This window comes from Actinophytocola sp. (assembly GCF_035942955.1).
Classification (GTDB): Bacteria; Actinomycetota; Actinomycetes; order Mycobacteriales; family Pseudonocardiaceae; genus DASYTH01.
In genome coordinates, this window is record NZ_DASZCQ010000111.1 from 1 (window position 1) to 24,384 (window position 24,384).

Annotated in this window: 22 protein-coding genes; 9 read left to right on the forward strand and 13 right to left on the reverse strand. The window is 71.8% G+C overall.

Annotated features, from left to right (window positions below):
- The 9 genes from VGX25_RS11010 to VGX25_RS11050 all read right to left on the reverse strand — a co-directional run.
- On the reverse strand, positions 1 to 1,323 hold a 1,323-nt coding region (locus VGX25_RS11010; RefSeq protein ID WP_326917552.1), incomplete at its 3' end, for a DNA polymerase Y family protein.
- A gap of 2 nt (positions 1,324 to 1,325) precedes the next feature.
- Complete coding sequence (locus VGX25_RS11015) at positions 1,326 to 2,021, reverse strand: hypothetical protein (protein WP_326917553.1); 696 nt, start codon at positions 2,019 to 2,021, stop codon at positions 1,326 to 1,328.
- Between the two features lie 253 nt (positions 2,022 to 2,274).
- Positions 2,275 to 3,846, reverse strand: coding sequence for a bifunctional phosphoribosylaminoimidazolecarboxamide formyltransferase/IMP cyclohydrolase (gene purH, locus VGX25_RS11020; protein ID WP_326917554.1), 1,572 nt, complete (start codon positions 3,844 to 3,846; stop codon positions 2,275 to 2,277).
- Positions 3,847 to 3,857: 11 nt separating this feature from the next.
- Complete coding sequence (gene purN, locus VGX25_RS11025) at positions 3,858 to 4,505, reverse strand: phosphoribosylglycinamide formyltransferase (protein ID WP_414635761.1); 648 nt, start codon at positions 4,503 to 4,505, stop codon at positions 3,858 to 3,860.
- Positions 4,505 to 5,857, reverse strand: coding sequence for a DUF6350 family protein (locus VGX25_RS11030; RefSeq protein WP_326917556.1), 1,353 nt, complete (start codon positions 5,855 to 5,857; stop codon positions 4,505 to 4,507). The genes purN and VGX25_RS11030 overlap by 1 nt, the downstream gene beginning before the upstream one ends.
- A gap of 83 nt (positions 5,858 to 5,940) precedes the next feature.
- Positions 5,941 to 6,615 carry a DUF5336 domain-containing protein gene (locus VGX25_RS11035; protein ID WP_326917557.1) on the reverse strand — a complete coding sequence of 225 codons (675 nt, stop codon included), beginning with the start codon at positions 6,613 to 6,615 and terminating at the stop codon, positions 5,941 to 5,943.
- An 82-nt stretch (positions 6,616 to 6,697) separates the two neighbouring features.
- Positions 6,698 to 7,594, reverse strand: a complete 897-nt coding sequence (sucD, locus tag VGX25_RS11040; protein WP_326917558.1) for a succinate--CoA ligase subunit alpha — start codon at positions 7,592 to 7,594, stop codon at positions 6,698 to 6,700.
- A 6-nt stretch (positions 7,595 to 7,600) separates the two neighbouring features.
- Entirely contained in the window at positions 7,601 to 8,776 is a 1,176-nt protein-coding gene (gene sucC / locus VGX25_RS11045; RefSeq protein WP_326917559.1) for an ADP-forming succinate--CoA ligase subunit beta, read from the reverse strand.
- Positions 8,777 to 8,864: 88 nt separating this feature from the next.
- Positions 8,865 to 10,670 carry a hypothetical protein gene (locus tag VGX25_RS11050; RefSeq protein ID WP_326917560.1) on the reverse strand — a complete coding sequence of 602 codons (1,806 nt, stop codon included), beginning with the start codon at positions 10,668 to 10,670 and terminating at the stop codon, positions 8,865 to 8,867.
- 508 nt (positions 10,671 to 11,178) lie between these two features.
- Between VGX25_RS11050 and VGX25_RS11055 the strand changes: the two genes are divergently transcribed.
- Positions 11,179 to 11,895, forward strand: a complete 717-nt coding sequence (locus VGX25_RS11055; RefSeq protein ID WP_326917561.1) for a M23 family metallopeptidase — start codon at positions 11,179 to 11,181, stop codon at positions 11,893 to 11,895.
- Here the strand turns inward: VGX25_RS11055 and VGX25_RS11060 are convergent.
- The 4 genes from VGX25_RS11060 to pcrA form a co-directional block, all read right to left on the reverse strand.
- The gene (locus tag VGX25_RS11060; protein WP_326917562.1) at positions 11,885 to 12,139 is read right to left on the reverse strand and encodes a hypothetical protein; all 255 of its coding nucleotides are present in this window, start codon (positions 12,137 to 12,139) and stop codon (positions 11,885 to 11,887) included. The genes VGX25_RS11055 and VGX25_RS11060 overlap by 11 nt on opposite strands.
- A gap of 83 nt (positions 12,140 to 12,222) precedes the next feature.
- Positions 12,223 to 12,849 carry an RloB family protein gene (locus tag VGX25_RS11065; protein ID WP_326917563.1) on the reverse strand — a complete coding sequence of 209 codons (627 nt, stop codon included), beginning with the start codon at positions 12,847 to 12,849 and terminating at the stop codon, positions 12,223 to 12,225.
- Positions 12,849 to 14,156, reverse strand: a complete 1,308-nt coding sequence (locus VGX25_RS11070; protein WP_326917564.1) for an ATP-binding protein — start codon at positions 14,154 to 14,156, stop codon at positions 12,849 to 12,851. The genes VGX25_RS11065 and VGX25_RS11070 overlap by 1 nt, the downstream gene beginning before the upstream one ends.
- Before the next feature lie 60 nt (positions 14,157 to 14,216).
- A complete protein-coding gene (gene pcrA, locus VGX25_RS11075; RefSeq protein WP_326917565.1) occupies positions 14,217 to 16,580 on the reverse strand; it encodes a DNA helicase PcrA in 2,364 nt (787 codons plus the stop codon).
- A gap of 364 nt (positions 16,581 to 16,944) precedes the next feature.
- Here pcrA and VGX25_RS11080 point away from each other — a divergent pair, with 364 nt between their 5' ends.
- From VGX25_RS11080 to VGX25_RS11115, 8 genes are all read left to right on the forward strand, one after another.
- The gene (locus VGX25_RS11080; RefSeq protein ID WP_326917566.1) at positions 16,945 to 17,376 is read left to right on the forward strand and encodes a DUF1707 domain-containing protein; all 432 of its coding nucleotides are present in this window, start codon (positions 16,945 to 16,947) and stop codon (positions 17,374 to 17,376) included.
- A gap of 206 nt (positions 17,377 to 17,582) precedes the next feature.
- On the forward strand, positions 17,583 to 17,882 hold the full coding sequence (locus VGX25_RS11085) for a chorismate mutase (RefSeq protein ID WP_326917572.1): 300 nt from the start codon (positions 17,583 to 17,585) through the stop codon (positions 17,880 to 17,882).
- Between the two features lie 58 nt (positions 17,883 to 17,940).
- Positions 17,941 to 18,246: a hypothetical protein gene (locus tag VGX25_RS11090; protein WP_326917567.1), complete on the forward strand. Its 306-nt coding sequence runs from the start codon at positions 17,941 to 17,943 to the stop codon at positions 18,244 to 18,246.
- Between the two features lie 110 nt (positions 18,247 to 18,356).
- Positions 18,357 to 19,088: a PIG-L deacetylase family protein gene (locus VGX25_RS11095; protein WP_326917568.1), complete on the forward strand. Its 732-nt coding sequence runs from the start codon at positions 18,357 to 18,359 to the stop codon at positions 19,086 to 19,088.
- Positions 19,089 to 19,210: 122 nt separating this feature from the next.
- Positions 19,211 to 20,164 carry a hypothetical protein gene (locus VGX25_RS11100; protein WP_326917569.1) on the forward strand — a complete coding sequence of 318 codons (954 nt, stop codon included), beginning with the start codon at positions 19,211 to 19,213 and terminating at the stop codon, positions 20,162 to 20,164.
- 198 nt (positions 20,165 to 20,362) lie between these two features.
- Positions 20,363 to 21,196: a hypothetical protein gene (locus VGX25_RS11105; protein WP_326917570.1), complete on the forward strand. Its 834-nt coding sequence runs from the start codon at positions 20,363 to 20,365 to the stop codon at positions 21,194 to 21,196.
- 143 nt (positions 21,197 to 21,339) lie between these two features.
- On the forward strand, positions 21,340 to 22,668 hold the full coding sequence (locus tag VGX25_RS11110) for a serine/threonine-protein kinase (protein ID WP_326917571.1): 1,329 nt from the start codon (positions 21,340 to 21,342) through the stop codon (positions 22,666 to 22,668).
- Positions 22,669 to 22,702: 34 nt separating this feature from the next.
- Positions 22,703 to 24,307, forward strand: a complete 1,605-nt coding sequence (locus VGX25_RS11115; RefSeq protein WP_326917573.1) for a serine/threonine-protein kinase — start codon at positions 22,703 to 22,705, stop codon at positions 24,305 to 24,307.
- The last annotated feature ends 77 nt before the right edge of the window (positions 24,308 to 24,384 follow it).

A 24,384-nucleotide genomic window follows, 5' to 3' on the forward strand; every position in this document is an offset into this window, starting at 1 on the left:
CACCGGGGCGCCGCCGGAGTCGCACACCATCGCCGGCAACGGATTGGGGTACACCGTGGCGGGCGCCGGGGGCGGCAGCCGACCCGGCCAGGGCTGCGCCACCGACCGCTGCGGCACCCGCTCGTCGCCCCACGGCACCAGGCGCACCCGGTCGACCAGGCCGCGGCCGCCGCCGAGCACCGGGGTGACCACGCCGTCCTGGCCGAGCAGCCCCTGCACGTGCACCAGCGCGCGGCCGGCCCGCTCGGCGGCCTCGGCGTGCCCGTCGCCGCGCCACAGGTCCAGCTGCAGCGCGTGCCCCTCGACCACCTCCACCGGGTCGAGGCGCAGCAGGGTCACCCCGCTGCTGGGCCGGTCCGCCCCGCGCAGCCACCCGTCGAGCTGCCAGCGCACCCGGTCGGCGATCCCGGACGGGGTGAGCGGCTCGGCGCAGCGCCAGACCCGGCCCAGCTCCTCGCCCCGCTCGGTGGTCGCCTGAATGCCCAGCCGGGTGCAGGCCAGACCGTGCGCGGCCAGGCCGGAGTGCAGCCGCTCGGCCAGGGTCCTTGCCACGAACGCGGCCGCGTCGACCCGGTCGACCGGCGGGTCGAGCTCCTCGATGACGGACAGCTCGGGCGGCGGGCGGCGGCGCGCCGGGGGCCGCTCCTCCAGCCCGCGGGCCAGACGGTGGGCGAGCACGGCGGCGGCGCCGAACCGGGAGGCCACGTCCCGCTCGGGCACCGCGGCGAACGCGCCGAGGGTGCGCAGGCCCAGCCGGCGCAGCAGGTCGACCAGGTCGGCGCGGTCCGGGCCGTGCGGGTCGTTGAGCTCATGGATGCCAAGCGGCGCAAGGAAGTCCGGGGTTTCGCCGGCCGGGACCAGCACGCCCAGGCGGGCGGCGAGGGTGGCGGCGAACAGCCCGTCGGCGATGCCGATCTGGCACTCCACCCCGGCCTTGCCGGCGACCTGGTCGACCAGCCGCTCCGCGGCCGCCTCCGGGCCGCCGAAGTAGCCGACCGGGCCGCGCGCGGGCACCGCGACCACCCCCGGCCGCACCACCTCCACGCCGACCGCGAGCTCCTCGACGGCCGCGGCCACCGGCTCGAACAGCCGCGCGTCCCGGACCGGATCGTCGACAAACACGGCCAGCTCCGGGCAGCGACCCTGCGCCTCCCGCCGGCGCATGCCGCGCCGGACGCCCTCGGTCCTGGCCACCGCCGAGCACGCCACCACCCGGTTCGCCGCCACCACCGCCATCGGTAGCCGCGGACTCAACCCGGCGGTCACCGCGGCGGCCACCACCGGCCAGTCCGGGCACCACACCACCAGCAGCCGAACGGACATGGTCACCCCGCGCGATCCCGCAGGCGGGGCCGTAGCTCGGTGGGTGGCTCGAACGGGGCCGGCCGGACCGTGCCGGTGGGGCCGGGCAGCAGGAGGGTGGCGCGGCCGGGCCGGGCGGCCGAGCCGCGGCCGCGGGTGTGCACGACGACCTCCCGTTGGCGCAGGTGGCCGTGGCCGAGGCCGAGCCCGGTCCAGGTGGACCGGTCGCAGCGCAGCTCGAGGTCGACGCCGGGCCACGGCCCGAGCGGGAGGAGGACGGCGCCGCGGTGCCGGGCGCGGGCGGACAGCCGGCGGGCGTGGGCGTCGGCGAGCCGGCCGGGGGCGACCGCGACCAGGTCGAGGCCGTCCAGCAGGGCGGCGATCACCGAGCTCGGCTGGGCGCCGGGGTCGGGGATCAGGGCGAGCCGGTCGGTCACCACCCCGGTCTCGGCGGCGGCCAGCACGCCGAGGTCGGGCACGCCGACGACCGCGGCCCACGAGCCGTTCGCGGTCGCCTCGGCGAGCAGGGCGAGCAGCAGCGCGGTGGAGCCCCGCACGGCGATCGTGGTGCCGCGGCGCAGGCCGCCCCACGGGAACAGGTCCGCCAGCTCGTCCCGCACCGGCAGCACCCTGGCCGGATCGCTGGGCGCCGCGCGCAGGCCGCTGGCCACTCCCACCAGTCGGGAGGTGGCCAGGCTCGGGGCAGCGGGCGCGGACATCGGCTGACACCTGCTCTCGAACGTCTGTTCGACAACCAGTCAACCTTGGGTTGCAACGCCTGTCAACCTACCGCCGTACCCACTCCCACCAGCGACGTTAAACATCTGTGCGTCTTGGACCCGACGACCGGAACCTCAGGGGACCGTGGCGGCACCCAGCCACAATCAACCCGACATCCGCACCATCGGCTGGAACGCAACGACAGCAGTTGATCCCGGAGAGGCGGCACAGCAGTTAATCCCGGACAGGCGCTCAGTGGGCGAAGTGGCGGGTGCCGGTGAGGTAGAGGGGGATGCCGGCGGCCTCGGCGGCGGCGATGACCTCGACGTCGCGGACCGAGCCGCCGGGCTGGACGACGGCGCGGACGCCGGCGTCGACGAGGACCTGCAGGCCGTCCGGGAACGGGAAGAAGGCGTCCGAGGCGGCGACGGAGCCGCGGGCCCGGTCACCGGCGCGCTGGACGGCGAGCCGGGCGGCGTCCACCCGGTTGACCTGGCCCATGCCGACGCCGACCGTGGCGCCGCCGGCGGCGAGCAGGATCGCGTTGGACTTCACGGCGCGGCAGCAGCGCCAGGCGAAGGCCAGGTCGGCAAGCGTGGCCTCGTCGACCGCGGCGCCGGTGGCCAGCGTCCACTTGACCGGATCGTCGCCCTCGGCGTCGATGGTGTCCATCGTCTGCATGAGCAGGCCGCCGGAGATCGCCCGGAACTCCGGACCGCCGCGCACCGGCGGCTCGGCGACCAGGATGCGGATGTTCTTCTTGCGCATCAGGATGTCCACCGCACCGTCCGCATAGGACGGAGCGATGATCACCTCGGTGAACACCTCGGCGACCTGCTCGGCCATGTCCACGCTCACCTCGCGGTTGGCCGCGATCACCCCGCCGAACGCGCTGACCGGGTCGCAGGCGTGCGCTCGCCGGTGCGCGTCGGCGATCGTGCCCACACCGTCCACTGTAGACACCGCGATGCCGCACGGGTTGGTGTGCTTGATGATCGCCACGCAGGGTGGCTCGTGGTCGTGCGCCGCCCGCCACGCGGCGTCGGCGTCGACGTAGTTGTTGTACGACATCTCCCTGCCGTGCAACTGCTTGGCGGTGGCCAGGCCGGGGCGGGGGAAGTCGGAGACGTACAAGGCCGCCCGCTGGTGCGGGTTCTCGCCGTAGCGCAGCACATCGCGCCGGGTCCAGCTCGCACCCGCCCAGCCGGGGAAGCCGGAGCCGGCGTCGTCCGGAGCGAGGACCGAACCCATCCAGGAGGCGACGGCCACGTCGTAGGAGGCCGTGTGCCGGAACGCGGCCAGCGCCAGCGCGCGCCGGTCGGCCAGGGTGAACCCGCCGGCCCGGACCTGCTCGAGCACCCAGCCGTAGCGCGCGGGATCCACCACGACCGCGACCGAGGCATGGTTCTTGGCGGCGGCGCGCACCATGGCCGGCCCACCGATGTCGATCTGCTCCACGCACTCCTCCTGGCCGGCGCCGGACGCGACGGTCTGGGCGAACGGGTAGAGGTTGACCACCAGCAGGTCGAACGGCGCGATGCCGAGCGCGGACAGCTGGGCGGCGTGCTCGGGCTTGCGCAGGTCGGCCAGCAGCCCGGCATGCACCCGCGGGTGCAGCGTCTTCACCCGGCCGTCAAGGGACTCCGGGAAGCCGGTCACCTCCTCGACCGGGGTCACCGGAACGCCGGCGTCGGCGATGACCCGTGCCGTGCCGCCGGTGGACACGATCTCGACGCCGGCCGCGTGCAGGCCGGTGGCCAGCTCCAGCAGACCGGCCTTGTCCGACACCCCGATCAGCGCCCGCTTCACGGGTCGTCTGTCCATTGTGGCCCCACTCACGGGATGGTCACCTCTCGTCCGTTCACGGTGTAGCCCTCCCGGGCCATTCTGGCGATCACGTCGACCAGCAGCCGGCGCTCCACCACCTTGATCCGCTCGTGCAGCTTGTCGGAGTCCTCTCCGGGCTCGACCGCGACCGCCTCCTGGGCGAGGATCGGCCCGGTGTCCACGCCGGCGTCGACCAGGTGCACGGTGCACCCGGTGACCTTGACGCCGTAGGCGAGGGCGTCGGCCACGGCATGCGTGCCGGGAAACGCCGGCAGCAGCGCCGGATGCGTGTTCAGCACCCGGCCGCCGAACCGGTCGAGGAAGGCCGGCCCGAGGATCTTCATGAACCCGGCGGACACGACCAGGTCGGGCTCGTGCGCGGCCACCGCCTCGGTCAGCGCCTCATCCCACGCGGCCCGGTCCGGGTGGTCGGCCACCCGCACCACGAACGTCGGCACGCCGGCACGCCGCGCCCTGGCCAACCCCTCGATGCCGGTCCGGTCCGCACCGACGGCCACCACCCTGGCGGGTGCGGCGTCCAGGATGGCCTGCAGCAGGGTTCCCGAACCGGAGACCAGGACGACGACCCGGGCCGGCGGCCGCGGAGTGCGGGGCGTGGAGCTGGGTTTCACAGTATGGCCAGGGTAGGGGGCCATTAGTCGATCTTGTCGGCCAGGTCCGGGGAGTCGCCCTCCTCGGCCGGTGCGGGCTCCTCGCCGCCGGGCTCGGGATCCTCGGGCCGCGCCTCGGGATCCTCGGGCTGCGCCTCGCCGTCCGGCTCGGCGTCGTCGAGGAGACCGGACGGGCCGTCCAGGGCCGCCCAGCCCCCGCCGAACCAGGCCACCGCCGCCCCGACCAGGCCGACCCAGGCGACCAGGGCCAGGGACAGCGACGCGGCGCGCAGGTCGACCGGGTCGAACCGGCCGCCGCCCAGCGGGCCACCGGCGCTGCCGGCCAGAATCACGAAGCTCAGCGCCACCACCCCGGTGGCCACCGCGACCGCGCGCAGCCGGGCCACCGGCTCGGTGGCCACGTCGCGCAGCAACCGCCCGACGAGCACGCCGACCGCGACGGGCAGGACGAGCAGCACCGGCCACCACACCGCCGGGGACTCCGGCAGCGCGGCGAGCAGCGGCAGGCCCGGCACCGGACCACCGGCGAAGTCCAGCGGCGCCACCGAGATCTCCCCCATGGCGAAGCCCGAACCGGCCACAAAGGACGTCCCGGCGATCACCCCGTTCGGCAGGTACCCGACCGACAGCAGCAGCATGCCCAGCCCGCTGCCGAACCCGGATGCGTTGCGGGCGAAAATGTCCCGGACGGTCGGCACGGACGTGACCAGCCCGAGGGTGAGCGCGAGGGCGCCGGCCGCGAGCAGAACCACGACCGCGAGCACGCCCACCCGCAGCCCGCGCATGGCCACCTCGTCGACGCGCTCGAGCGCCAGCTCGAGCAGCCCGCCGTGGCGCGCCACGCCGGCGACCGAGGCGGCGGCAGCCAGCAGCGCCGGGTAGTAGAACGCGGCGAGCGGGTCGACCGTCGCCGGCCCGCCGGCGCACAGCAACCCCAGTGCCAGGCCGAAAGCGGCGTGCCCGCCGGTGATGGCCAGCACCACCTGGCCGGCCTGCGCGGGCGTGTACAGGTCGAGGCGCTGGGCCGCCCCGGAGGCGGTCCTGGCCAGCAGCACGACGGCCGCGATGGACGGCAGCAGCGGCAGCGCGCCCAGGTCGTGGCCCTCGATGCGGAGCGGAACCTGGTGTGCGGCAAGCCATCCGGGCATGGCGGAGCTGAGCACGCCGGCCGTGGAGAAGTGCGCCTTGGACGCGGCGGCGGTGACCAGCGCGAGCACCGCGGCCACGGCGGCGTACCCGGTGATCAGCGGGCCGAGCGTGATCATGGCCAGCACGCGGACCCGGCCGGCGAGCGGAACGGCGTCGTACTCGTCGGCGAACTCGGCCACCGCGTCGTACTGATCGGTGGCCGCGAGACCGAAGCGGAGCGGCGCCACGTGGATCACTTTCGCACCCGGGTTGGGCCATTCGGGTGAGCCACGCCGCCGTCACACCATCCGGTGAGCCCTGCGGGCGGAGGCTAGCCCTGCTGCGGGTATCCGCCGGGCGGCGTGCCCGGGTGCTGCGGAGGCTGCTGCGGCGGCGGGTACTGCCCCGGCTGCGGGGGGTACTGCTGGGTCTGGCCGTACTGGCCGGGCGGCTGCGGCGGCGGGAACTGGCCCGGCGGCGGGCCGTAGCCGCCGGGGTGGCCGTACTGCGGCTGGCCGGGCGCCGGCATCTTGATGATTCCGGACTCGAGCAGGTAGACGCCGACGGCGGCGAGCATCTGGAGGATGCCGAAGATCAGCACCAGCACACCGCCGATGGCCAGATCGCCGCCGGAGAAGACCATGAACAGGAACGGCAGGACCGCGCCGACCGCGAAGATCGCCGGCCACACGCCGGGCTTGGCGTCCCCTGGAAGGATGTTGAGCAGCGCGGCCAGTCCGGAGATGAGCAGCAGACCGGGAATCCAGCCGAGGCCCGCCTCGTAGAAGCTCGTTCCGGGGACGTCGAAGCCCTGGACGGAACCGCCGCCCTGCACCGAGGCGAAGGCGACGAACAGGTTGAGCACCCCGAGTCCGCCGACGACCAGGTATCCGATCTGCGGCAGGCTGAGCTTCGTCCCACCCGCGGCCGGGGGGCCCCAACCTGGTTGCGGCTGCTGCGGGCCCTGACCGGGATACCCGCCTGGTCCACCGCCTGGGTAGCTCATTGCGTGCTTCTCCTCAGCTGTATCGACGCTGGGGCCGGACGGTACACCACCGTTCGGCCCACCGGTGCGGGACTCGCGCAAATTAGGGGGCGACGAGTTGGCGGGCCAGATCCGCCGTCTCGCTGGGGGTCTTGCCGACCTTGACGCCGGCCGACTCCAGCGCCGCCTTCTTGGCGGCCGCGGTGCCCGAGGAGCCCGACACGATGGCCCCGGCGTGGCCCATGGTCTTGCCCTCCGGCGCGGTGAACCCGGCCACGTACCCGACGACGGGCTTGGTCACGTTGTCCTTGATGTAGGCCGCGGCGCGCTCCTCGGCGTCCCCGCCGATCTCCCCGATCATCACGATCAGCTCGGTCTCGGGGTCGTCCTGGAACGCGGCCAGCGCGTCGATGTGGGTCGTGCCGATCACCGGGTCTCCGCCGATGCCCACCGCAGAGGAGAACCCGATGTCGCGCAGCTCGTACATCAACTGGTAGGTCAGGGTCCCGGACTTGGAGACCAGGCCGATGCGGCCGGGACCGGTGATGTCGGCCGGGATGATGCCGGCGTTGGACTTGCCTGGGGAGATCACGCCGGGGCAGTTCGGCCCGATGATCCGGGTCTTGTTGCCGGTGGCGCAGGCGTGCGCCCAGAACACGGCGGTGTCGTGCACCGGGATGCCCTCGGTGATCACGACCGCCAGCCCGATCCCCGCGTCGATCGCCTCGATCACCGCCGACTTGGCGAACCGCGGCGGCACGAACACCACCGTCACGTCCGCGCCGGTCGCCGCCATCGCCTCGCCGACGCTGTTGTACACCGGGAGGAACAGGCCGGACTTGACGTCGCTGAAGTCGGCGCTCTGACCGCCCTTGCCGGGCGTGACGCCGCCGACCACGTTGCTGCCGGCGCGCAGCATGCGCCGGGTGTGCCGGGTGCCCTCGGAGCCGGTCATGCCCTGCACGATGATCCTGGAGCTCTCGTCGAGGAAGATCGCCATCGCCAGTCACTCCCCCTGCGCGGCAAGTTGGGCGGCCACCCTGGCCGCGTTGTCCATCGTGTCCACCTGCTGCAGCCCGGGCAGTGCCGCCTCGGTGAGGATCCGGCGGCCCTCGGTGGCGTTGTTTCCGTCCAGCCGCACCACGATCGGCCGGTTCACCGTGTCGCCGCGGGACTCCAGCAGCCGGAACGCCTGCACGATCCCGTTGGCCACCGCGTCGCAGGCGGTGATCCCGCCGAACACGTTGACGAACACGCTGCGCACGTCCGGGTCCGACAGGATGATCTCCAGGCCGTTGGCCATGACCTCGGCCGACGCGCCGCCACCGATGTCCAGGAAGTTGGCCGGCCGCACCCCGAACTCCTCGCCCGCGTACGCCACGACGTCCAAAGTGGACATCACGAGCCCTGCGCCGTTGCCGATGATCCCGACCTGACCGTCGAGCTTGACGTAGTTGAGGTCCTTCTCCTTGGCGGCGGCCTCGAGCGGGTCCTCGGCCTGCTTGTCCACAAGGGCCGCGTGCTCGGCGTGCCGGAAGGACGCGTTGTCGTCCAGGGTGACCTTGCCGTCCAGGGCGATCACCCGGTCGTCGGGGTCGCGCACGAGCGGGTTCACCTCGACCAGCGTGGCGTCCTCGCCGACGAACGTGTCCCACAGCTTGACGATCACCTCGGCGGCCTCGTCGGCGACCGCGTCCGGGAACCTCGCCGCGGCCACGATCTCCCGCGCCTTGGCGGTGTCCACGCCGAGCAGCGGGTCGACCGGAACCTTGGCCAACGCCTCCGGGCGCTCGACGGCGAGCTGCTCGATGTCCACGCCGCCCTCGGCCGAGGCCATCGCCAGGAACGTCCGGTTGGCGCGGTCGAGCAGGAACGAGAAGTAGTACTCCTCGGCGATGTCCGACGCCGGGGTCACCAGCACGCGGTGCACCGTGTGGCCCTTGATGTCCATCCCCAGAATGGCGTCGGCCCTCGCCTTCGCCTCGTCCGGCGTCTCGGCCAGCTTCACGCCGCCGGCCTTGCCCCGGCCGCCGGTCTTCACCTGCGCCTTGACTACCACGGTCCGCCCGAACCGCTCGGCTGCCGCGCGGGCCTGATCCGAGGTCTCGGCCACCTCGCCCGGCAGCACCGGAACACCGTGTCCGGCGAACAACTCCTTCGCCTGGTACTCGTACAAATCCACTCGACAGTCTCCTGACTACAGCGCCGTCGGACGAAAGGACATTAGCGAGCGGCGCGCCGGCGTGGCACGCCGCATCCGGTGAGGTCTCTCACCGCCCGCGCTGGGGCGCGGGTCGCAGTGCCACGGCGACGAAGGCCGCGATCAGGAGCGTGGCGACGCAGGCGACCGAGAGCAGCGTGCCGGGGCCGGCGCTGGCGTCCGGAGCGCGGTCGCCGGTGAGCGGGAGCTCGAGCAGGTGCACGCCGACCACCGCGGCGGCGCCGAGCAGCAGGGAGGCCGCCCGTGCCGGGCGGGACCTCGGCGCCAGCACCGCGGCGGCGACCACGACGACCAGCCCGAGCACCAGACCCCACGAGGTGAGGCGGAAGTTGGACCAGATGTCGGGGGCGACGAAGCCGGGCGCGCGCACGGCCGGCAGGGCGAACGCGCCGACGGCGAACAGCACCGCCGCCGCGGCGGGCGCCACCACCATCGCGTTGGTCCGCCGCTCGGTGAGATCGACGTCGTCGCGCTCGGCGCTGCCGGCGATCCCCGCGCACGCCGCGGCGGCCAGGGCCACGGTGATCGCGAGCGCGGTGGACCAGACGCCCGCGCCGACCCGCACCGCGGGGCTGATCCCGGCACCGGTGAGCGCCGCGTCGAGCGTGCTGGCCCCGACCATCGGAACCGAGGCGAGCGCGACCGTGAAGGCCGGCCGCACGGTGGTGGACCACGCGCGCACCAGCAGCGCGGCGCCGAGCAGGGCCACGAGCACGCCGGCCGGGACGAGCTGCCGGTTGGCGAAGCTGACCGGCTGCTCCAACCCGGCGTCCACGACGAGCTGGCTGCCCAGCCCACCGCCGAGCGCGGCGAGCCCGGTGAGGATCCCGAGCAGGCCGGCGATCGGGTGCAGCCGCCCGGACTCCAGGCGCAGCTCGGCGGCCGCCGGCTTGTCCGCGGACTTCTCGGCTGGCGCGCCCGGCATCAGGAAGACGACCAGCGTCAGCACCCCGATCGCGCCGAGGGCCAGGTAGGGGCCGATGTCGGCGACGAGCCGATCGACGGTCAGGCCGGCGACGATGCCGGGCAGCGTCACGCCGGCGACCGCCACGAGCAGGCCGAGCAGCACGCCGCGGGCCAGCTGCGGCGGCGCAAGGCCGGCCGCGACGACGCAGCCGAGCACTACGGCGGCGACCACAAGCAGCCCGCCGGCCCGGACCAGACCCGGGCTCTCGATCACCTCGCGGGCGAGCTGGAAAGCGTTGTGGGACCGGAAGGTCGGCCGCATCAGCCCGACCACGGCCAGCGTCGCGCAGGCGAACGCCCAGCCGATCAGGTAATGCCGCCCGGTCAACCCGGGGGCGCCGGCCGGGTCGTCGAGCTCCTGGGCGTAGGCCGATCCCGGTTCCGCGCCCGCCCGGCCGGCGACGAGCAGGCCGGCGAGCCCGACGGCGACGTGCCCGGCGATCAGCACCCACAGGCCGGTGGCGGCGGGCAGCGGCGTCAGGCTGGTCGGCACCATCAGCTCGGGCCGGGACGCGAGCAGGGCGTCCCGGGCGAACTGCAGGTCCACCAGCAGCCGCCCCGGTGCGACCACCGCGGCGCCGATCAGCACGCCGGCGGCGATCACCGGCCGCCGGGCCGCCAGGGCCACGATGGCCAGCAGCGGGGCCGCCACGGCGAGGGCGATCAGCAGCGGTTGGGCGGCGAACCCGGCGGCCGGCTGGCCGTCGACGAGCCCGAGCGTGGGGCCGAGCGCGACGAGCCCGGCGCCGAGGACCGACAGCGGCAGCGCGACGCGGAGCCGGACCGGCGCGGCCGACCAACCCGAGCGGCGGGGCTCGTCGACGATCCCTTCGTGCGCACGCTCCTCCTCGGCCAGGTCGGCGTGCGGCGATTGGGTCCGCTCAGTCATTGGCGTGCACGCTAGCAAGCCGGCCGCAGCGGGCTCGTCACGGTAGGTGCCTCATGGACTTCGGGGCTCGACACGACGCGTCGGGACCGCCCGGGTTGTGTGACGCCGGTCACATTCTGACCGTGCCCTGTATCTGACTTTGCGTCATAGTCCCAGCCCAGAGGCCTGCCGCCGGCCATCCGTTTGGCCGACACGGAGCGAGGAAGTTGCCCTCGACGCTTCCGTTTCGTTACTGTCCCCCGGTCCGTTGTCACGGTCCGGTCACGAAATGGACGGGGTCGGCAACCCCGAAGCCGACTCAGCCGGGATCCCCCGCCCGGTGTCCACGCCGAGGCTCGTCCCCACGAGCGCAGGCGTTCGCCCGGACTCCCCGAAGACGGAAGGGCAAGCCTTGGCTCGACACCGCTCCCCAAGCGGCCGACAGCACACCAGGGTGATTCCCGTCGAGGTACGTACCCGCACCTCGATCGGCACCCGGGATGCACGCACTACCCCGAGCACCAACCGGTTGGCGACGCCCCCCTCATCCGCGGCCCGCGGCCGCGTCGTGGTCGCCGCGGTAGCTCTCGGCGCGTTCGCCGCGGCCGCGGCCGGGCAGTCGCTTCAGGGTCCTCGTCAAGCCTCCAACGACCTTTCTCCTTTCGCCGACGGAAACGACGCATCGGCCTTCCTTGGCATGGGCGGGGGCGGCAACGTCAACGTCGCGTCCGCGCCGGACGTGCTCACCGTGGTCAAGACCGCGGACGGCGCGCTCGAGGCCCAGAAGGTGGCCGAGAGCGCCAAGATCAACCAGGCGCGCGCCGCCGACGCGCAGGCCAAGCAGGCCGAAGCCAACCGCGCCAAGTTCGTCAAGCCGACCCAGGGCACGTTCACCTCAGGTTTCGGCGCGCGGTGGGGAACGACCCACTACGGGGTCGACATCGCCAACCGGATCGGCACCCCGATCGTCGCCGTCGCCGACGGCGTCGTGGTGGAGGCCGGCCCGGCCAGCGGCTTCGGCCTGTGGGTGCGGCTGCAGCACGCCGACGGAACGATCACCGTGTACGGCCATGTGGACAGCTTCAACGTGCGCGAGGGCCAGAAGGTCAAGGCCGGCGAGCAGATCGCCCGAATGGGCAACCGCGGCTACTCCACCGGCCCGCACCTGCACTTCGAGGTCTGGGACGCCACCGGCAAGAAGCTGAACCCGGTGCCGTGGCTCGCCGCCCGCGGCATCAACCTCTGAGCCGCCGGAGAAAGTAGGCGGCGGCAACCCGCCATGCCGTGCACATGGCCGCGCGCCGCTCGCAGCCCGAGCAGCGTCCGCGCGCTCCGTCCGGCCGGTGCAGGCCGAGCAGCGCGCGCCAGGCGGCCGACATCCGGCGCAACTCCGACCCGGCCGGCCTCGGCTGCGCGGCGGCCAGCCGCTCGACCGCGTCGAGATAGCGGCCGACGCCCTCGGCCAGCGCCCGGAACAAGATCTCATCCACACCGCGAACCCCCTCGTCACTCGGCTGCGCGCAGTGAACCAGAGGGCACCGACAATTTTCGGACTGGTGTTCGACCTGCCGGCCTACCTGCCGAACCCCGCGGCTCGCACTGCCCGGACAAGCAGCCACACGTTCGTGGACGGGTTGGGCCCAACCACGTTGCACGCGGTGTGGTCCGGGGCCCGAGCTCGCGCTCGCGCCTCCGCCTGCTCGTAGTGCTCGAATGGGAACGTCTCGGGCAGGTGCTTGTCGTATCCGACCATGTGCCTGCCGAGCTCGCGCACGATCTGTGTCGGCGTTGCTTCCCTGCGGTAGTCGACGAAGTGCAGAAGAAGCCAGTAGTCGAAGCACGGCACCGACAGAACCAGACTGATGCCCGCTCGACGGGCATGTTCGAGGGCAGCACCCAGCGAGTTGTGGTCGTCACGATCGACCACACACCAGACCTCGTCGTAAGCGTCGGCTCCATTCTTTCGCCTGTCACGACGCCACAGGACCTCCGACTCGACCACAACCTTCAACGAATCACAACCAACACCCTTGATGTCACAGCGGACCACATCCACTGGTACAGCCCGGAGACATTTGACCAAACCATGGAAGTACTCCGGTTCCGTCACTTTGCCCTCGCAGCAGATAAGCAACCTGCGCTTCCTGCTTCGTGACGGTGAGCGCCGGCGTAGCGAGTCCGCCCGACGCCGGGCGGCCATCAGGAGGGAACTTTCCGATCGAACAACCTTCTGAGCTCCGCTATGTCAACGTAAGGAACTGCCCCATACCTACCCTGCAGATAAGCCCGCTCAAAATTTTCACCTCTGCGTGGATGAAAGTCCGAGAGTGGAAACATTGCAGTCGCGCCATCGTCACCCTTTTCCGTAAACCACACCTCGTCGCGACTGAGAATTTCATCCTCGATGAGGCCGCCCAGCAATGAGACATCGTGTGATGTGAAAATAAGCTGAGCGTTTTTCGGGTTGATTACCGGGTCCTTGAACATCTGGATCAGCGCCGCACTTAATCTTGGATGCAATGAGCTGTCCACCTCATCGACCAGTGCAACTCCACCCCACCGCAGCGTGGGTTCCACCTCTACCAGAACGGCCAACCAGATCTGGGTCCCCGTACTCTCGGATTCGAACGGAAGCGCCACGGGAGCATCTTTGGGACCACGACCGTGCAACAGCCTCAACTTTCCGAAGTACGCATTGCGTGCGAGTTCATCGGCGTCTTTATCTTCGACACCGCCACCTCCATGCGCTCGCTCGTTCCACCACTTGGACTGCTCATCGGTGAGGTCGGGTTTCTCCAACTCGGAGCCGCTAATACCCAGGTCCGCGAAGCGTAGCCAACTGTCAACCTTTGGCCGTAATTGATCATAAGCAAGAGCGAGACGGGCCAATATCGGCACCTTTGGATGCCCCTGCCCGAGTTCAACAATTTCTTGGGAGTGAGCCCCGAGCTCGCTGCAGAGAGGACCGAGCATGGGATGACTGCTCGCCGCCGCCACGGATAGATACAGCGCGTTCTTTCTCACCAATCGTGCAATTGCCGCATTCGGACCACTTAGCGATCGGCCGAAATAAAACTCGTCTTTCTCGCGACGGAACAATACCCGCTTGCGCGACCTCGCATGATAGGAGTGCAACCACTCAAGGCACACACGCTCGTCATTTACCCTGAAACCGTAGGTGTACCTGATTCCATCAGATGCGATGTCGATTTCATACATCGATGGTTGGTTCCGTGCGGCAGGGTCGAGAAGGAACGGCTGGCGAGGGATCCCGCCGGCCACGCCCCATTGTGCATATGAGTCCCGCACCGCACGGAAAAAGTATCCGAGCGCATGGAGGACGTTGGATTTGCCGGACGCGTTGGCGCCGTAGATGCCGGCTACTCGGACCGTCGGAGGGATTGGACCGGCGGCCGCCTGCTCGCCGCGCCTTGGCACAGCGACCAGTGACAGCTCCTGCTCGTCGCGCAGGGAGCGGTGGTTGGAGACCCGGAACCGCAGCAGCATGCGTCTATCATGCAGCTTAACCGGCAGTTACCGCAAAAGTTGTCGTAACTCGGCTTGAAACTACAGCTTGGTGAGCGGGACGCTGCCGATGAGCATGAGGCGGATGGTGCCGGAGGAGCCGAAGTCGATGGTGGCGGTGGCGCGGGGGCCGGCGCCGTCGGTGGCGACGACGGTGCCGAGGCCGTACTTGTCGTGGTTGACGCGGTCGCCCACCTCGAGGGCGATGGCGGGGGTGTCCTGCCAGCCCTTGAACGGGGTCGAGCGCAGACCGCGGGCGGCGACCTGGGCCTGGGCCGAGTCGGAGCCGGTGCGGTCGCCGCGGCGTGGGCCCCAGGTGGGGGCGCTGGGAGCGGAGCGGGCCGGCTCGAGGCGCCGCCAGTCGATCAGCTCGGACGGGATCTCGTCGAGGAACCGCGAGGGCGGGTTGGCCGACGGCTGACCCCAGGAGGACCGGACGATCGCCCGGGACAGGTAGAGCCGCTGGCGGGCGCGAGTGATGCCGACGTAGGCGAGGCGGCGCTCCTCGGCGAGCTCGGCCGGGTCGGCCAGCGCGCGCATGTGCGGGAAGACGCCCTCCTCCCAGCCGGTGAGGAACACCGCCGGGTACTCGAGGCCCTTGGCCGTGTGCAGGGTCATCAGGGTCACCACGCCGCCGGCGCCGTCCTCGCTGTCCGGCACCTGGTCGGCGTCGGCCACCAGGGAGACCCGCTCCAGGAACGCATCGAGCGAGCCCGGCTCAACGCCCAGCGGCTCGGCCTCGGGGTCGATCGGGGCGGGGACGTCCTCGGTGGCGAACTCACGGGCGACGTTCACCAGCTCGTTGAGGTTCTCCACCCGGGTGGCGTCCTGCGGGTCCTCACTGGACTCCAGCTCTGCGCGGTAGCCGGTGCGCTCGAGCACCGCCTCGAGCACCTCCGCGACGTCGCGGCCCTCGTCCACCAGAGCGCGCAGCGAGTCGATCAGCTCGACGAAGCCGGCGATCGCCTTGACCGAGCGCGGGTTCAGCTCGGGCACCCGACCCTGCGCCGCGGCCCGCAACGCGGCGGCGAAGGAGATCCGCTCGCGCTCGGCGTGGGTGGACACGCAGGCCTCGGCGCGGTCGCCGATGCCGCGCTTGGGCACGTTGAGGATCCGGCGCAGGCTGACCGTGTCCTCCGGGTTGGCCAGAACCCTCAAGTACGCCAAGGCATCCCGGACCTCGCGGCGCTCGTAGAACCGCACGCCGCCGACCACGCGGTAGGGCAGGCCGAGCCGGATGAAGATCTCCTCGAACACCCGGGACTGGTTGTTGGTGCGGTAGAAGACGGCGATGTCGCCGTTGCGCAGCTCGCCGCCGTCGACCAGCCGGTCGATCTCGGACGCGACGAACGCGGCCTCGTCGCGGTCGTTGTCGCCGACATAGCCGACGATCTTGTCGCCGTCGCCGGACGCGCTCCACAGCCGCTTGTCCTTGCGGCCGGAGTTGCGGGAGATCACCGCGTTGGCCGCGGAGAGGATCGTCTGGGTGGAGCGGTAGTTCTGCTCCAGCATGATCGTCGTGGCCTGGGGGTAGTCCCGCTCGAACTCGACGATGTTGCGGATGGTCGCCCCGCGGAAGGCGTAGATCGCCTGGTCGGCGTCGCCCACCACGCACAGCTCGCCCGGATCGTCCCCGGTGCCCACCAGCTCGCGGACCAGCAGGTACTGGGCGTGGTTGGTGTCCTGGTACTCGTCGACGAGCACGTGCCGGAACCGGCGCCGGTAGTACTCGGCGACGTCCGGATGCTGCTGCAGCAGCTCGACCGTGCGCATGATCAGGTCGTCGAAGTCGAACGCGTTGGCCTGGTTGAGCCGAAGCTGGTACTCGGCGTACACCTCCGCGACGCGCCGCCCGAGATCGTCACCGGCGGCGGCCGCCGCCTCATCGGGGGTGACCAGCTCGTTCTTCAGATTCGACACGTGCGCGGCGAGGGTGCGGGCCGGATAGCGCCGGGGATCGAGGTCGAGGTCGCGCGCCACCAGCGTGATCAACCGCCGGGTGTCGTCGGCGTCGTAGATCGAGAAGCCGGACCTCATACCGAGGTTCTTGGCCTCCCGGCGGAGAACCCGGACGCACATCGAGTGGAACGTGGACACCCACATGGCGTTGGCCCTGCGCCCGACGAGGTCGACCACCCGCTCGCGCATCTCGGCCGCGGCCTTGTTGGTGAACGTGATCGCCATGATCTGGCCGGGGTGCACGTCCCGCTCGGCCAGCAGGTAGGCGATCCGCCGGGTGAGCACGCGGGTCTTGCCCGACCCGGCGCCCGCGACCACCAGCAGCGGCGAGCCGGTGTGCTCGACCGCCCGGCGCTGCGGCTCGTTGAGGTCGGCGAGCAGGGCGGCCGGGTCGGGTTTCTGGCGCTGCGGGCGGGTCTCCACGGGGATTTCGAACAGAGCGCTCATCGTGCTGACAACGGTACCGGGCAGACCCGACGCCGCGCGTCAGCCCGCGCCGAGGGGGACGGAGTTCGGTGAAGATCGCCATGCGAGCACGGCACTGCAACGGAGCCGACATGCAGCCACCGACCCCGAGACATGGGAAGACGTTTCGAAGCCGAGGCGGTGGCGGTAGTCGGGTGGAGCGCCGATCCAGGCCTGGGGTGGGCCGATCAGTGGGCGGCCGTTGAAGACCCGCCGGATGCGGACGACGGTGGGTTGTGGGCGGGGGCGTCACGGTCTCGGCGTAGGGGCGTACGTCGGCGGGCGTAGGGACAGTGCCGCTCTGCGACCGATGCCGGGGGCGGTTGCGGACCGGACGATGGACGGCATGACGACGAACACCCTTGCCCACGACCACAACGTGCGTGCCTCGGACGCCGAGCGCGAGGAGGTGGCGCGGATCGTCCAGGATGCCGGAGCCGAGGGGCGGCTGACGCTTGCCGAGACCGAGGAGCGGCTCGCCGGGATCTACGGTGCCCGCTTCCGGCACGAGCTGGCGCAGTACACCGCGGACCTGCCGAGGGAGCGGGACCGGCCGCAGCGGCCGTGGCCCCCGGGTGTCCGCGGCGTGCCGCGGCCGCTGCTCGTCCACGGGGCGCTCGCCATCGTGCTGGCCACCGTGCTCATCGTGCGGTGGATCGTGTCGGGCGTGCCGTACTTCTGGCCGGGGTTCCCGCTGTTCTGGCTGGCCGTGTCGCTGTTCGTGCACGCCAGGATCCGGGGTTTTCGCGGACCGTACCGGCGCGCGAGGGCGAGTTGAGCGAACGGGTTCGACTGCGCGAGGTCGATGTGCCAGAATCTGTGCCGTGCGAGCGCAGTACTTCGAGTTTTTCTACGGGAACCGGACTCCGGCTCCCGTGGTTGCGTAAGCACGACACAGACCACAACGAAGCCCCGGAGTCCTCGGACCCCGGGGCTTCGTTCGCACCAGGGGCCGACACTCCGCCAGACCGCGACAGGACCATGATGACCCCGACTTCGCAGGACTCCAGCCCGACCGCGCCGGCAGCGGATCTGCCGGGACCCGACCAGATCGCCGAGCTGCGCGAGGAGATCGACTGGCTGGACGCCGAGATTCTCCGCCTTGTGAAGCGGCGTACCGAGATCTCCAAGACGATCGGGGCCGTCCGGCTCGCCAACGGCGGCCCGCGGCTCGTGCTCAACCGGGAGAACGACGTCCTTGCCCGCTACCGGGAGCTGGGCAAGGAGGGGCAGCAGATCGGCCTGGCGCTGCTCAGCCTTGGCCGGGGCCGGCTGGGACGGTAAGGGTTCGGTCAGGGATCTCACCGATTCCGGGCACCGGAACGAAGGGCACACTGGAGGCATGCTCAACCTGATTGCCGTCATCATCGCCATTGCCGCGGTGGTCGCCACGCTGGCGCACGTGGGCTATCTGGCCCTGCTGAACTCGGCCGCGCGCAAGCGGGCGGGCGGATCGCCGATCGCCAAGTACGTGCAGAGCCGGTGGCCGATCGCGGGGATCACCACGGCGGTCGCGCTGGTGGCCTGGCTGCTGACCAGCGGCGGCGGCTTCGCCGACGTCGTCGCGATCCTGCTCGCGGGCGGTTCCGGGGTGACCGCCACCAAGGCGCTGCAGTCAACCCAACAGCGGTATCGCACGGAGCAGTAATCCCACTTGGGGTGGGTATTCGCCGACTCGTCCTCACTCGGTCGAGTGGCGTTTGACAAACCTGCTTGCCCACCCTCTCCAACGCTGCGCAACGGCATACTCTGATGTGAGTGAGCAGGGCCGTTCCACTCTCCGATGTGCGCAGTGCGCTGGTGGTCACCGCGCACCCGGACGACGTCGACTTCGGCGCGGCGGGGACGATCGCGACCTGGACCGCGGCCGGCATCAAGGTCTCCTACTGCGTCTGCACCTCGGGCGAAGCCAGCGGCGACGGCACGCGGAGCCCGGCCGAGGTGGCCCGGATCCGCCGCGCCGAGCAGGTGGCCGCCGCCGAGCGCGTCGGGGTGCACGACGTCGCCTTCCTCGATCATCCGGACGGCGCCGTGGTGGCGTCGCTCGCGCTGCGCCGGGACATCACCCGGGTGATCCGCCGGGTCCGGCCGGACCGGGTGCTCACCTGGTCGCCGGAGATCAACTGGGAGCACGTGGCCACCACGCATCCCGATCACCGCGCGGTCGGCGAGGCCACCTTCGCCGCCGTCTACCCGGACGCCCGCAATCCCCACGCCCATCCCGAGCTGCTCGCCCGGGAGGGCCTCGAGCCGTGGACGGTGCGGGAGCTGTGGATCGCCGACGGGCCGGCCGGGCTGCGCAACCACGCGGTCGACGTGACCGACGTGTTCGAGGCCAGGGTGGCGGCCCTGCGGTCGCACGCCTCGCAGGTCAGCGGCATCCCGGAGCTGGTGGAGTCGATCAGGCGGCGGCTCGCCGAGATCGCCGGAAAGCACGGGCTGGCCGAGGGCCGGCTCGCCGAGGAGTTCCAGGTCGTCGACACCCGATGATCACTCAGTAGCGAATCCAACGCACTGCGTCACGACAGGAGGGGAGAGGTGTCACACATCACATGAGCGCCGATGCACGTGCAGCTGAACGTGAACCCCGCCGGGGACGACATCGCCGCGGGGTGGACGGCGCCGGCTGGACGCCGGAGATCCCGCGGGCCCGCGGCTACGCGTCGCACGTCAAGCCGATCGACGCTCCCCCGCCGATCCGGACCCTCGGGGACACCGACTCGCTGCCGGTGATGATCCCCGCCAGGCTCAAGCCCGCGGTCCGCGGTCAACGGGAACCCGTCGCGTACGCCTGGCCGGACACGCCGCCGACGGGTCTGCGCAAGTTCGATCTCGGCACGATTCCCGCCTCGGTCACCCCGCCGCGCACCTGGCGCCGGGCCGCGTGGTTCGCCGTCGGCACCTCGGCCTCCGTCGTGCTTGCGCTCGGCTACGCCGCCTTCACGCTGGTCGGCAACCCGCTTCGGTCCACAACGATCGACGCGCTGCCCGGCCAGCCCAGCCAGCAGCTGTTGATCAGCGACCTGCCGGCGGACGCGCTCACCGAGGAGCCGCCGACCTCCACCTCGCCGAGCGGCCCGACCACCTCCTCCACCACGAGCAATCCCGCGCGGCCCCGGGAGGTGGCCGACCGGGTCCAGCCCCATCCCGTGCCGGGACAGCCGGCGAGGCCGGCCCAGCCCGGCCCGCCGGCCCCGGCGAGCGTGCGCCCGACGACCACCGCCCCGCCGCGCAGCACGGTCGACGCCGCGCCGCTGGCCCAGACCGATCCGGACAAGCTGGGCGACCGCACCGAGGCGTACTATGCGCATGTCCTGACCGACCCGGAGGCCGCCTACCGGCTGACCGCCGGACGAATGCGGGCCGAGGGACCGGAGGGAATCGAGGCGCGCTACGCCGACGTCGAGCGCATCGAGGTCAAGAAAATCACGATCGACCCGAACTGGTCGAACACCCGCAGCGTACTTCTCGTCGTGCGGAAGGACGGCTCCACGATGACCATCGAGCGCGAGCTGACCTTCACCACCGGCAACGACCCGAAGATCACCAGCGACAGCGAGGCCTAGTTCAGATGGCGGTGCACACGGTCAGCTACTGCTCCATACGAGTGAGGATCGCTGCCATTTATCGCCACATTCGTGTGATGCGCCGAGAATGACTGGCGCCGGTGGCCACCGCCACGGTACGAGTTCCCCCGAACGCGCAACGCGATGAGCGCGCTCCAACAAGTTGTGGTGAACAGTCCTCACATTGGATGCAGCACAGTGGAACGACTGACGACTGGCCGGCGGCACATCCGCGCCGGGTCGGTTCATGTCACGGAGCTGATCAGAAAGCAGCTGCCGCCGTTCGAGCTGCCGAGCCCGCGCCAGGGCGAGGCCGGCCAACCAGCCGCGTCGGGCGCGCTCGAGAGCCTGCTCGACCAGGCCGAGGAGACCGCGGGCTCGCATCGCCGCCCGCCGTCAAGGGGCGCGCAGCTGGCCAAGATCGCGGGCCTCGGCGTCGCCTCGTTCGCGCTGTGCGCCTCGATCGCGGTCGCCTCCATGATCAACCATCAGCGTGCCGGCATGCCGACCGAGGCCGGCCCGCGCCCGGCCGGCGACATCAGCGGGGAGCAGGCGCTGCTGCCGGACCTGCTCAACCGGGTCGTGCCGCAGACCGGGATCACCGGCATGCCCGAGCTTCCCGGCGCGCAGACCAACGCCACCGGCATGATCGAGAACACCGGGCCGCCGGCCCCCGCCACCCCACCGGCGAGCCCGCCGAGCCCCGGCGCCGTCCCACCCGACGCCGAGCTGTCCAAAAAGGACGTCGTCGCGCGGTTCTACGAGCTGGTCTCCACCGCGCCGGACCGGGCGTTCGGTCTGCTCGACAGCACCCTGCTCGGCACCGACCTCGGGGAGTTCGTCCGGGCCTGGACGAACGTCAGCGAGATCCAGCTGCTGGACGTGCGCGAGCGCGGCGACGACGTGCTCGCGGTCGTGCGACTGCGCCTGCCAGACGGCGGCTACCTTCGGGTGCAGCAGCTGCTGGACGTGGCCAACACCATCCCACGCCGGATCACCGGAGCGGAGATCCTGTCCGCTCAGCGCAACTGACCGGACCGCTCAGCGGGCGCTTTACGTTCTAAACACGCAACTTCACGTACTCCCTTCGTACGCACTGTGTGATCGGCCTAGCCTGTTGCGGGGCGTAAGGGAGGTTGCGTGACGCGCGAGGCAAGCAACCGGGGGGCCCGACGATGACCGAAGAGGGCCGGGTCGTCGCGGGCCGGTACCGCCTGATCAGCCGCATCGGCACGGGTGCCATGGGCGTGGTCTGGCGGGCGTACGACGAGCGGCTGAACCGCACCGTCGCGGTCAAGAAGCTGTTGCTGTCCCCCGGTCTGCCGGAAGACGAGGCGGCCGAGGCGGTGGCGCGCTGCCTGCGGGAGGGGCGGATCGCGGCCCGGCTGCACCACCCGAACGCGATCACGGTGTTCGACGTCGTCGACGCGGACGGGGCGCCCTGCCTGATCATGGAGTACCTGCCGTCCCGGAGCCTGGCCGGCGCGCTGGCCGAGCAGGGTCCGCTTGATCCCTTCCAGGTGGCCAGGATCGGGTCGCTGTCGGCGGCCGCGCTGGCCGCCGCGCACGCGGCCGGGATCGTGCACCGGGACGTCAAGCCGGGCAACATCCTGCTCGGTGACGACGGTTCGGTGAAGATCACCGACTTCGGCATCTCCCGGGCCGCGGACGACGTCACCGTCACCAAGACCGGCATGATCGCCGGCACGCCCGCGTACCTGGCGCCCGAGGTGGCCGTCGGCAAGGACCCGACGCCGGCCTCGGACGTGTTCTCCCTTGGCTCGACGCTGTACGCGGCGGTCGAGGGCGAGCCCCCGTTCGGGCTGTCGGAGAACACGCTCGGCCTGCTGCACCGGGTGGCCGCGGGCCGGATCAACCCGCCGCGACACGACGGCCCGCTCACCGACGTGCTGGTCGCGATGCTGGCCACCGAGCCAGACCTGCGCCCGTCCACCGCGCAGACCCGGGAGCTGCTGGCCGCCGTCGGCCGCGGCGAGGAGCCCTCGATCGACCGGCTCCGGCCGGTCGCGGTGCTGCCGCCGCTGCCCATGGACGAGCCGACCAGGATCGCCGGTGGCACCCGTACGGCGCTCGTCGGCGGCCCGACCGAGCTGGTCCGGCCGCAGCGGACGAACCCCGGCCGCCCGCCGGTCGCGCCGCCCGAGCAGGACCGGACCCGCGCCGTAGTGCTGGGGCTGGCCGGCGCGCTGCTGATCGCGCTCGTCGCGGTGGGCGTCTGGCTGCTGTCCAACCGCAACGACGGGCCGGACTCCAACCCGAGCGAGCCGCCGGCCGGCCAGGTCGTCCCGCCGGTCAGCGAGTCGTCGTCCACCACGACGCCGCCGCAGCCCACCACGACCACGACCACCACCACGCGGCCGCCGCAGCCCACCACGACGACCCGGACCACCACGACGACCACGACCACCACTACGACCACGACCACCACCACGACGACCCAGCCGCCGACCACGACCACCACACCGGTCCAGCCGACGACGTAAGGTGAGCGAGGCGTCGAGCTCAGGGGAGCTGTTCGTGACCCAGGACAAGCAGGTGGTGGCCGGTCGCTATCGCCTGGGGGCCCGGATCGGCAGCGGCGCCATGGGCATCGTCTGGCAGGCGCACGACGATCGGTTGCACCGCACGGTCGCGGTGAAGCAGGTGCTGCTCGAGCCCGGGCTCACGGCCGACCAGGCCGAGGAGTTGCGCCACCGGACCATGCGCGAGGGGCGGATCGCGGCCCGGCTGTCGCATCCCAACGCGATCACGGTCTACGACGTCGCCGAGCACGACGGCCAGCCCTGGCTGGTCATGGAGTACCTGCCGGCGCGCAGCCTGGCCACCGTGATCAACGAGCAGGGCCCGCTGCCCCCCGAGGAGGCCGCGCGGATCGGCGGGCAGGTCGCGTCCGCTCTGGTCGCCGCGCACGCGGCCGGGATCGTGCACCGCGATGTCAAGCCCGCCAACGTGTTGCTCGGTGACGACGGCACCGTCAAGATCACCGACTTCGGGATCTCCCGGGCGGTCGGGGACATCACGGTCACTGCCACCGGAATGCTCGCCGGCACGCCCGCCTACCTCGCCCCCGAGGTCGCCAAGGGCCGCGAGCCGACCGCATCCTCGGACGTGTTCTCGCTCGGCTCGACGCTCTACACCGCGGTCGAGGGCCAATCCCCGTTCGGGCTCGGGGAGAACACGCTGGCCCTGCTCTACGCCGTGGCCGCGGGCAAGGTGGAGCCGCCGCGCCAGGCCGGCCCGCTGACCGCGCTGCTGATGCGTCTACTTCGGACCGATCCGGCCGAGCGGCCGAGCATGCTCGAGGCAAGGGACGCGCTGCTCGCGATCGCCGCCGGCCGGCCAGCCCCGAGCCTCGGCGCGACCCAGGTGATCGCCCCGGTCTCGCCGCCGCTCCGACAGCCCCCGGTGCGCCCAGGACCGGCGACCCCCGCTCCCGGCCCGGCCGCCACCCGGCTGGACGTGAGCCCGCTTGCCGAGCCGCCGCCGAGCGGCCCGATCCCCGCCCAGATCCCCAGGCCGGCCGCCGGTCCCCCGCTGATCGCCGGACCGCCGCCGGCCGCGACCCCGCCACCCGGCTTTCGCCGGCCCGGCCCGCCCGCCCGACGCAGCAACGTCCGCAACATCGTGCTGACCGTGGTGGCCATCGTCGCCGCCGCGCTGCTCGGGATCCTGGTGGCCAGCCTGTTCACCGACGACGGGCGGCCGAACTCCCAGCCGCAGCAACCGGAACAGACCGGCGAGTCGCTCACCGGCACGGCGACCGCACAGCGGGAACCGCCACCGCCGCAGACCGGGGCGAGCACGCCGGCGGCGCCCTCCGCGGCCGACTACGAGGACGTCGTGCGGCAGTACTACGCGCTGCTGCCGGGCGACCCGGACGCCGGCTGGCGGCTGCTCACCTCGCAGGCGCAGCAGAAGTCCGGCGGGCAGGAGGGCTACGTCCGGTTCTGGGGCGGAATCCAGTCCGTCGAGGTGCTGTCGGCCAGCGCGCGGGACAACCGGGTCGCGGCCACGCTTCGGTTCACCACCGCCGAGGGCCGCCAGACCACGGAGGCCTACGTCTTCACGCTGGTCGAGCAGCAGGGCCGGCTGATGATCGACGACTTCGCGCAGGGCGGCTAGCAGTGTTTTCTAGCTCGGGCAAGGCCGCCGGGCGCCTTCGGCGCCGGCCTTGGGTCGGGTTGGCTGGGGGGTTGCGG

Excerpts from the sequence above, each read along its gene's own strand:
- VGX25_RS11015 (WP_326917553.1), bottom strand. The coding sequence starts at position 2,021 with ATGTCCGCGCCCGCTGCCCCGAGCCTGGCCACCTCCCGACTGGTGGGA.
- purH (WP_326917554.1), bottom strand. The coding sequence starts at position 3,846 with ATGGACAGACGACCCGTGAAGCGGGCGCTGATCGGGGTGTCGGACAAG.
- purN (WP_414635761.1), bottom strand. The coding sequence starts at position 4,505 with ATGGCCCCCTACCCTGGCCATACTGTGAAACCCAGCTCCACGCCCCGC.
- VGX25_RS11035 (WP_326917557.1), bottom strand. The coding sequence starts at position 6,615 with ATGAGCTACCCAGGCGGTGGACCAGGCGGGTATCCCGGTCAGGGCCCG.
- sucD (WP_326917558.1), bottom strand. The coding sequence starts at position 7,594 with ATGGCGATCTTCCTCGACGAGAGCTCCAGGATCATCGTGCAGGGCATG.
- VGX25_RS11050 (WP_326917560.1), bottom strand. The coding sequence starts at position 10,670 with ATGACTGAGCGGACCCAATCGCCGCACGCCGACCTGGCCGAGGAGGAG.
- VGX25_RS11065 (WP_326917563.1), bottom strand. The coding sequence starts at position 12,849 with ATGGCCGCCCGGCGTCGGGCGGACTCGCTACGCCGGCGCTCACCGTCA.
- VGX25_RS11070 (WP_326917564.1), bottom strand. The coding sequence starts at position 14,156 with ATGCTGCTGCGGTTCCGGGTCTCCAACCACCGCTCCCTGCGCGACGAG.
- pcrA (WP_326917565.1), bottom strand. The coding sequence starts at position 16,580 with ATGAGCGCTCTGTTCGAAATCCCCGTGGAGACCCGCCCGCAGCGCCAG.
- VGX25_RS11080 (WP_326917566.1), top strand. The coding sequence starts at position 16,945 with ATGACGACGAACACCCTTGCCCACGACCACAACGTGCGTGCCTCGGAC.
- VGX25_RS11085 (WP_326917572.1), top strand. The coding sequence starts at position 17,583 with ATGACCCCGACTTCGCAGGACTCCAGCCCGACCGCGCCGGCAGCGGAT.
- VGX25_RS11090 (WP_326917567.1), top strand. The coding sequence starts at position 17,941 with ATGCTCAACCTGATTGCCGTCATCATCGCCATTGCCGCGGTGGTCGCC.
- VGX25_RS11110 (WP_326917571.1), top strand. The coding sequence starts at position 21,340 with ATGACCGAAGAGGGCCGGGTCGTCGCGGGCCGGTACCGCCTGATCAGC.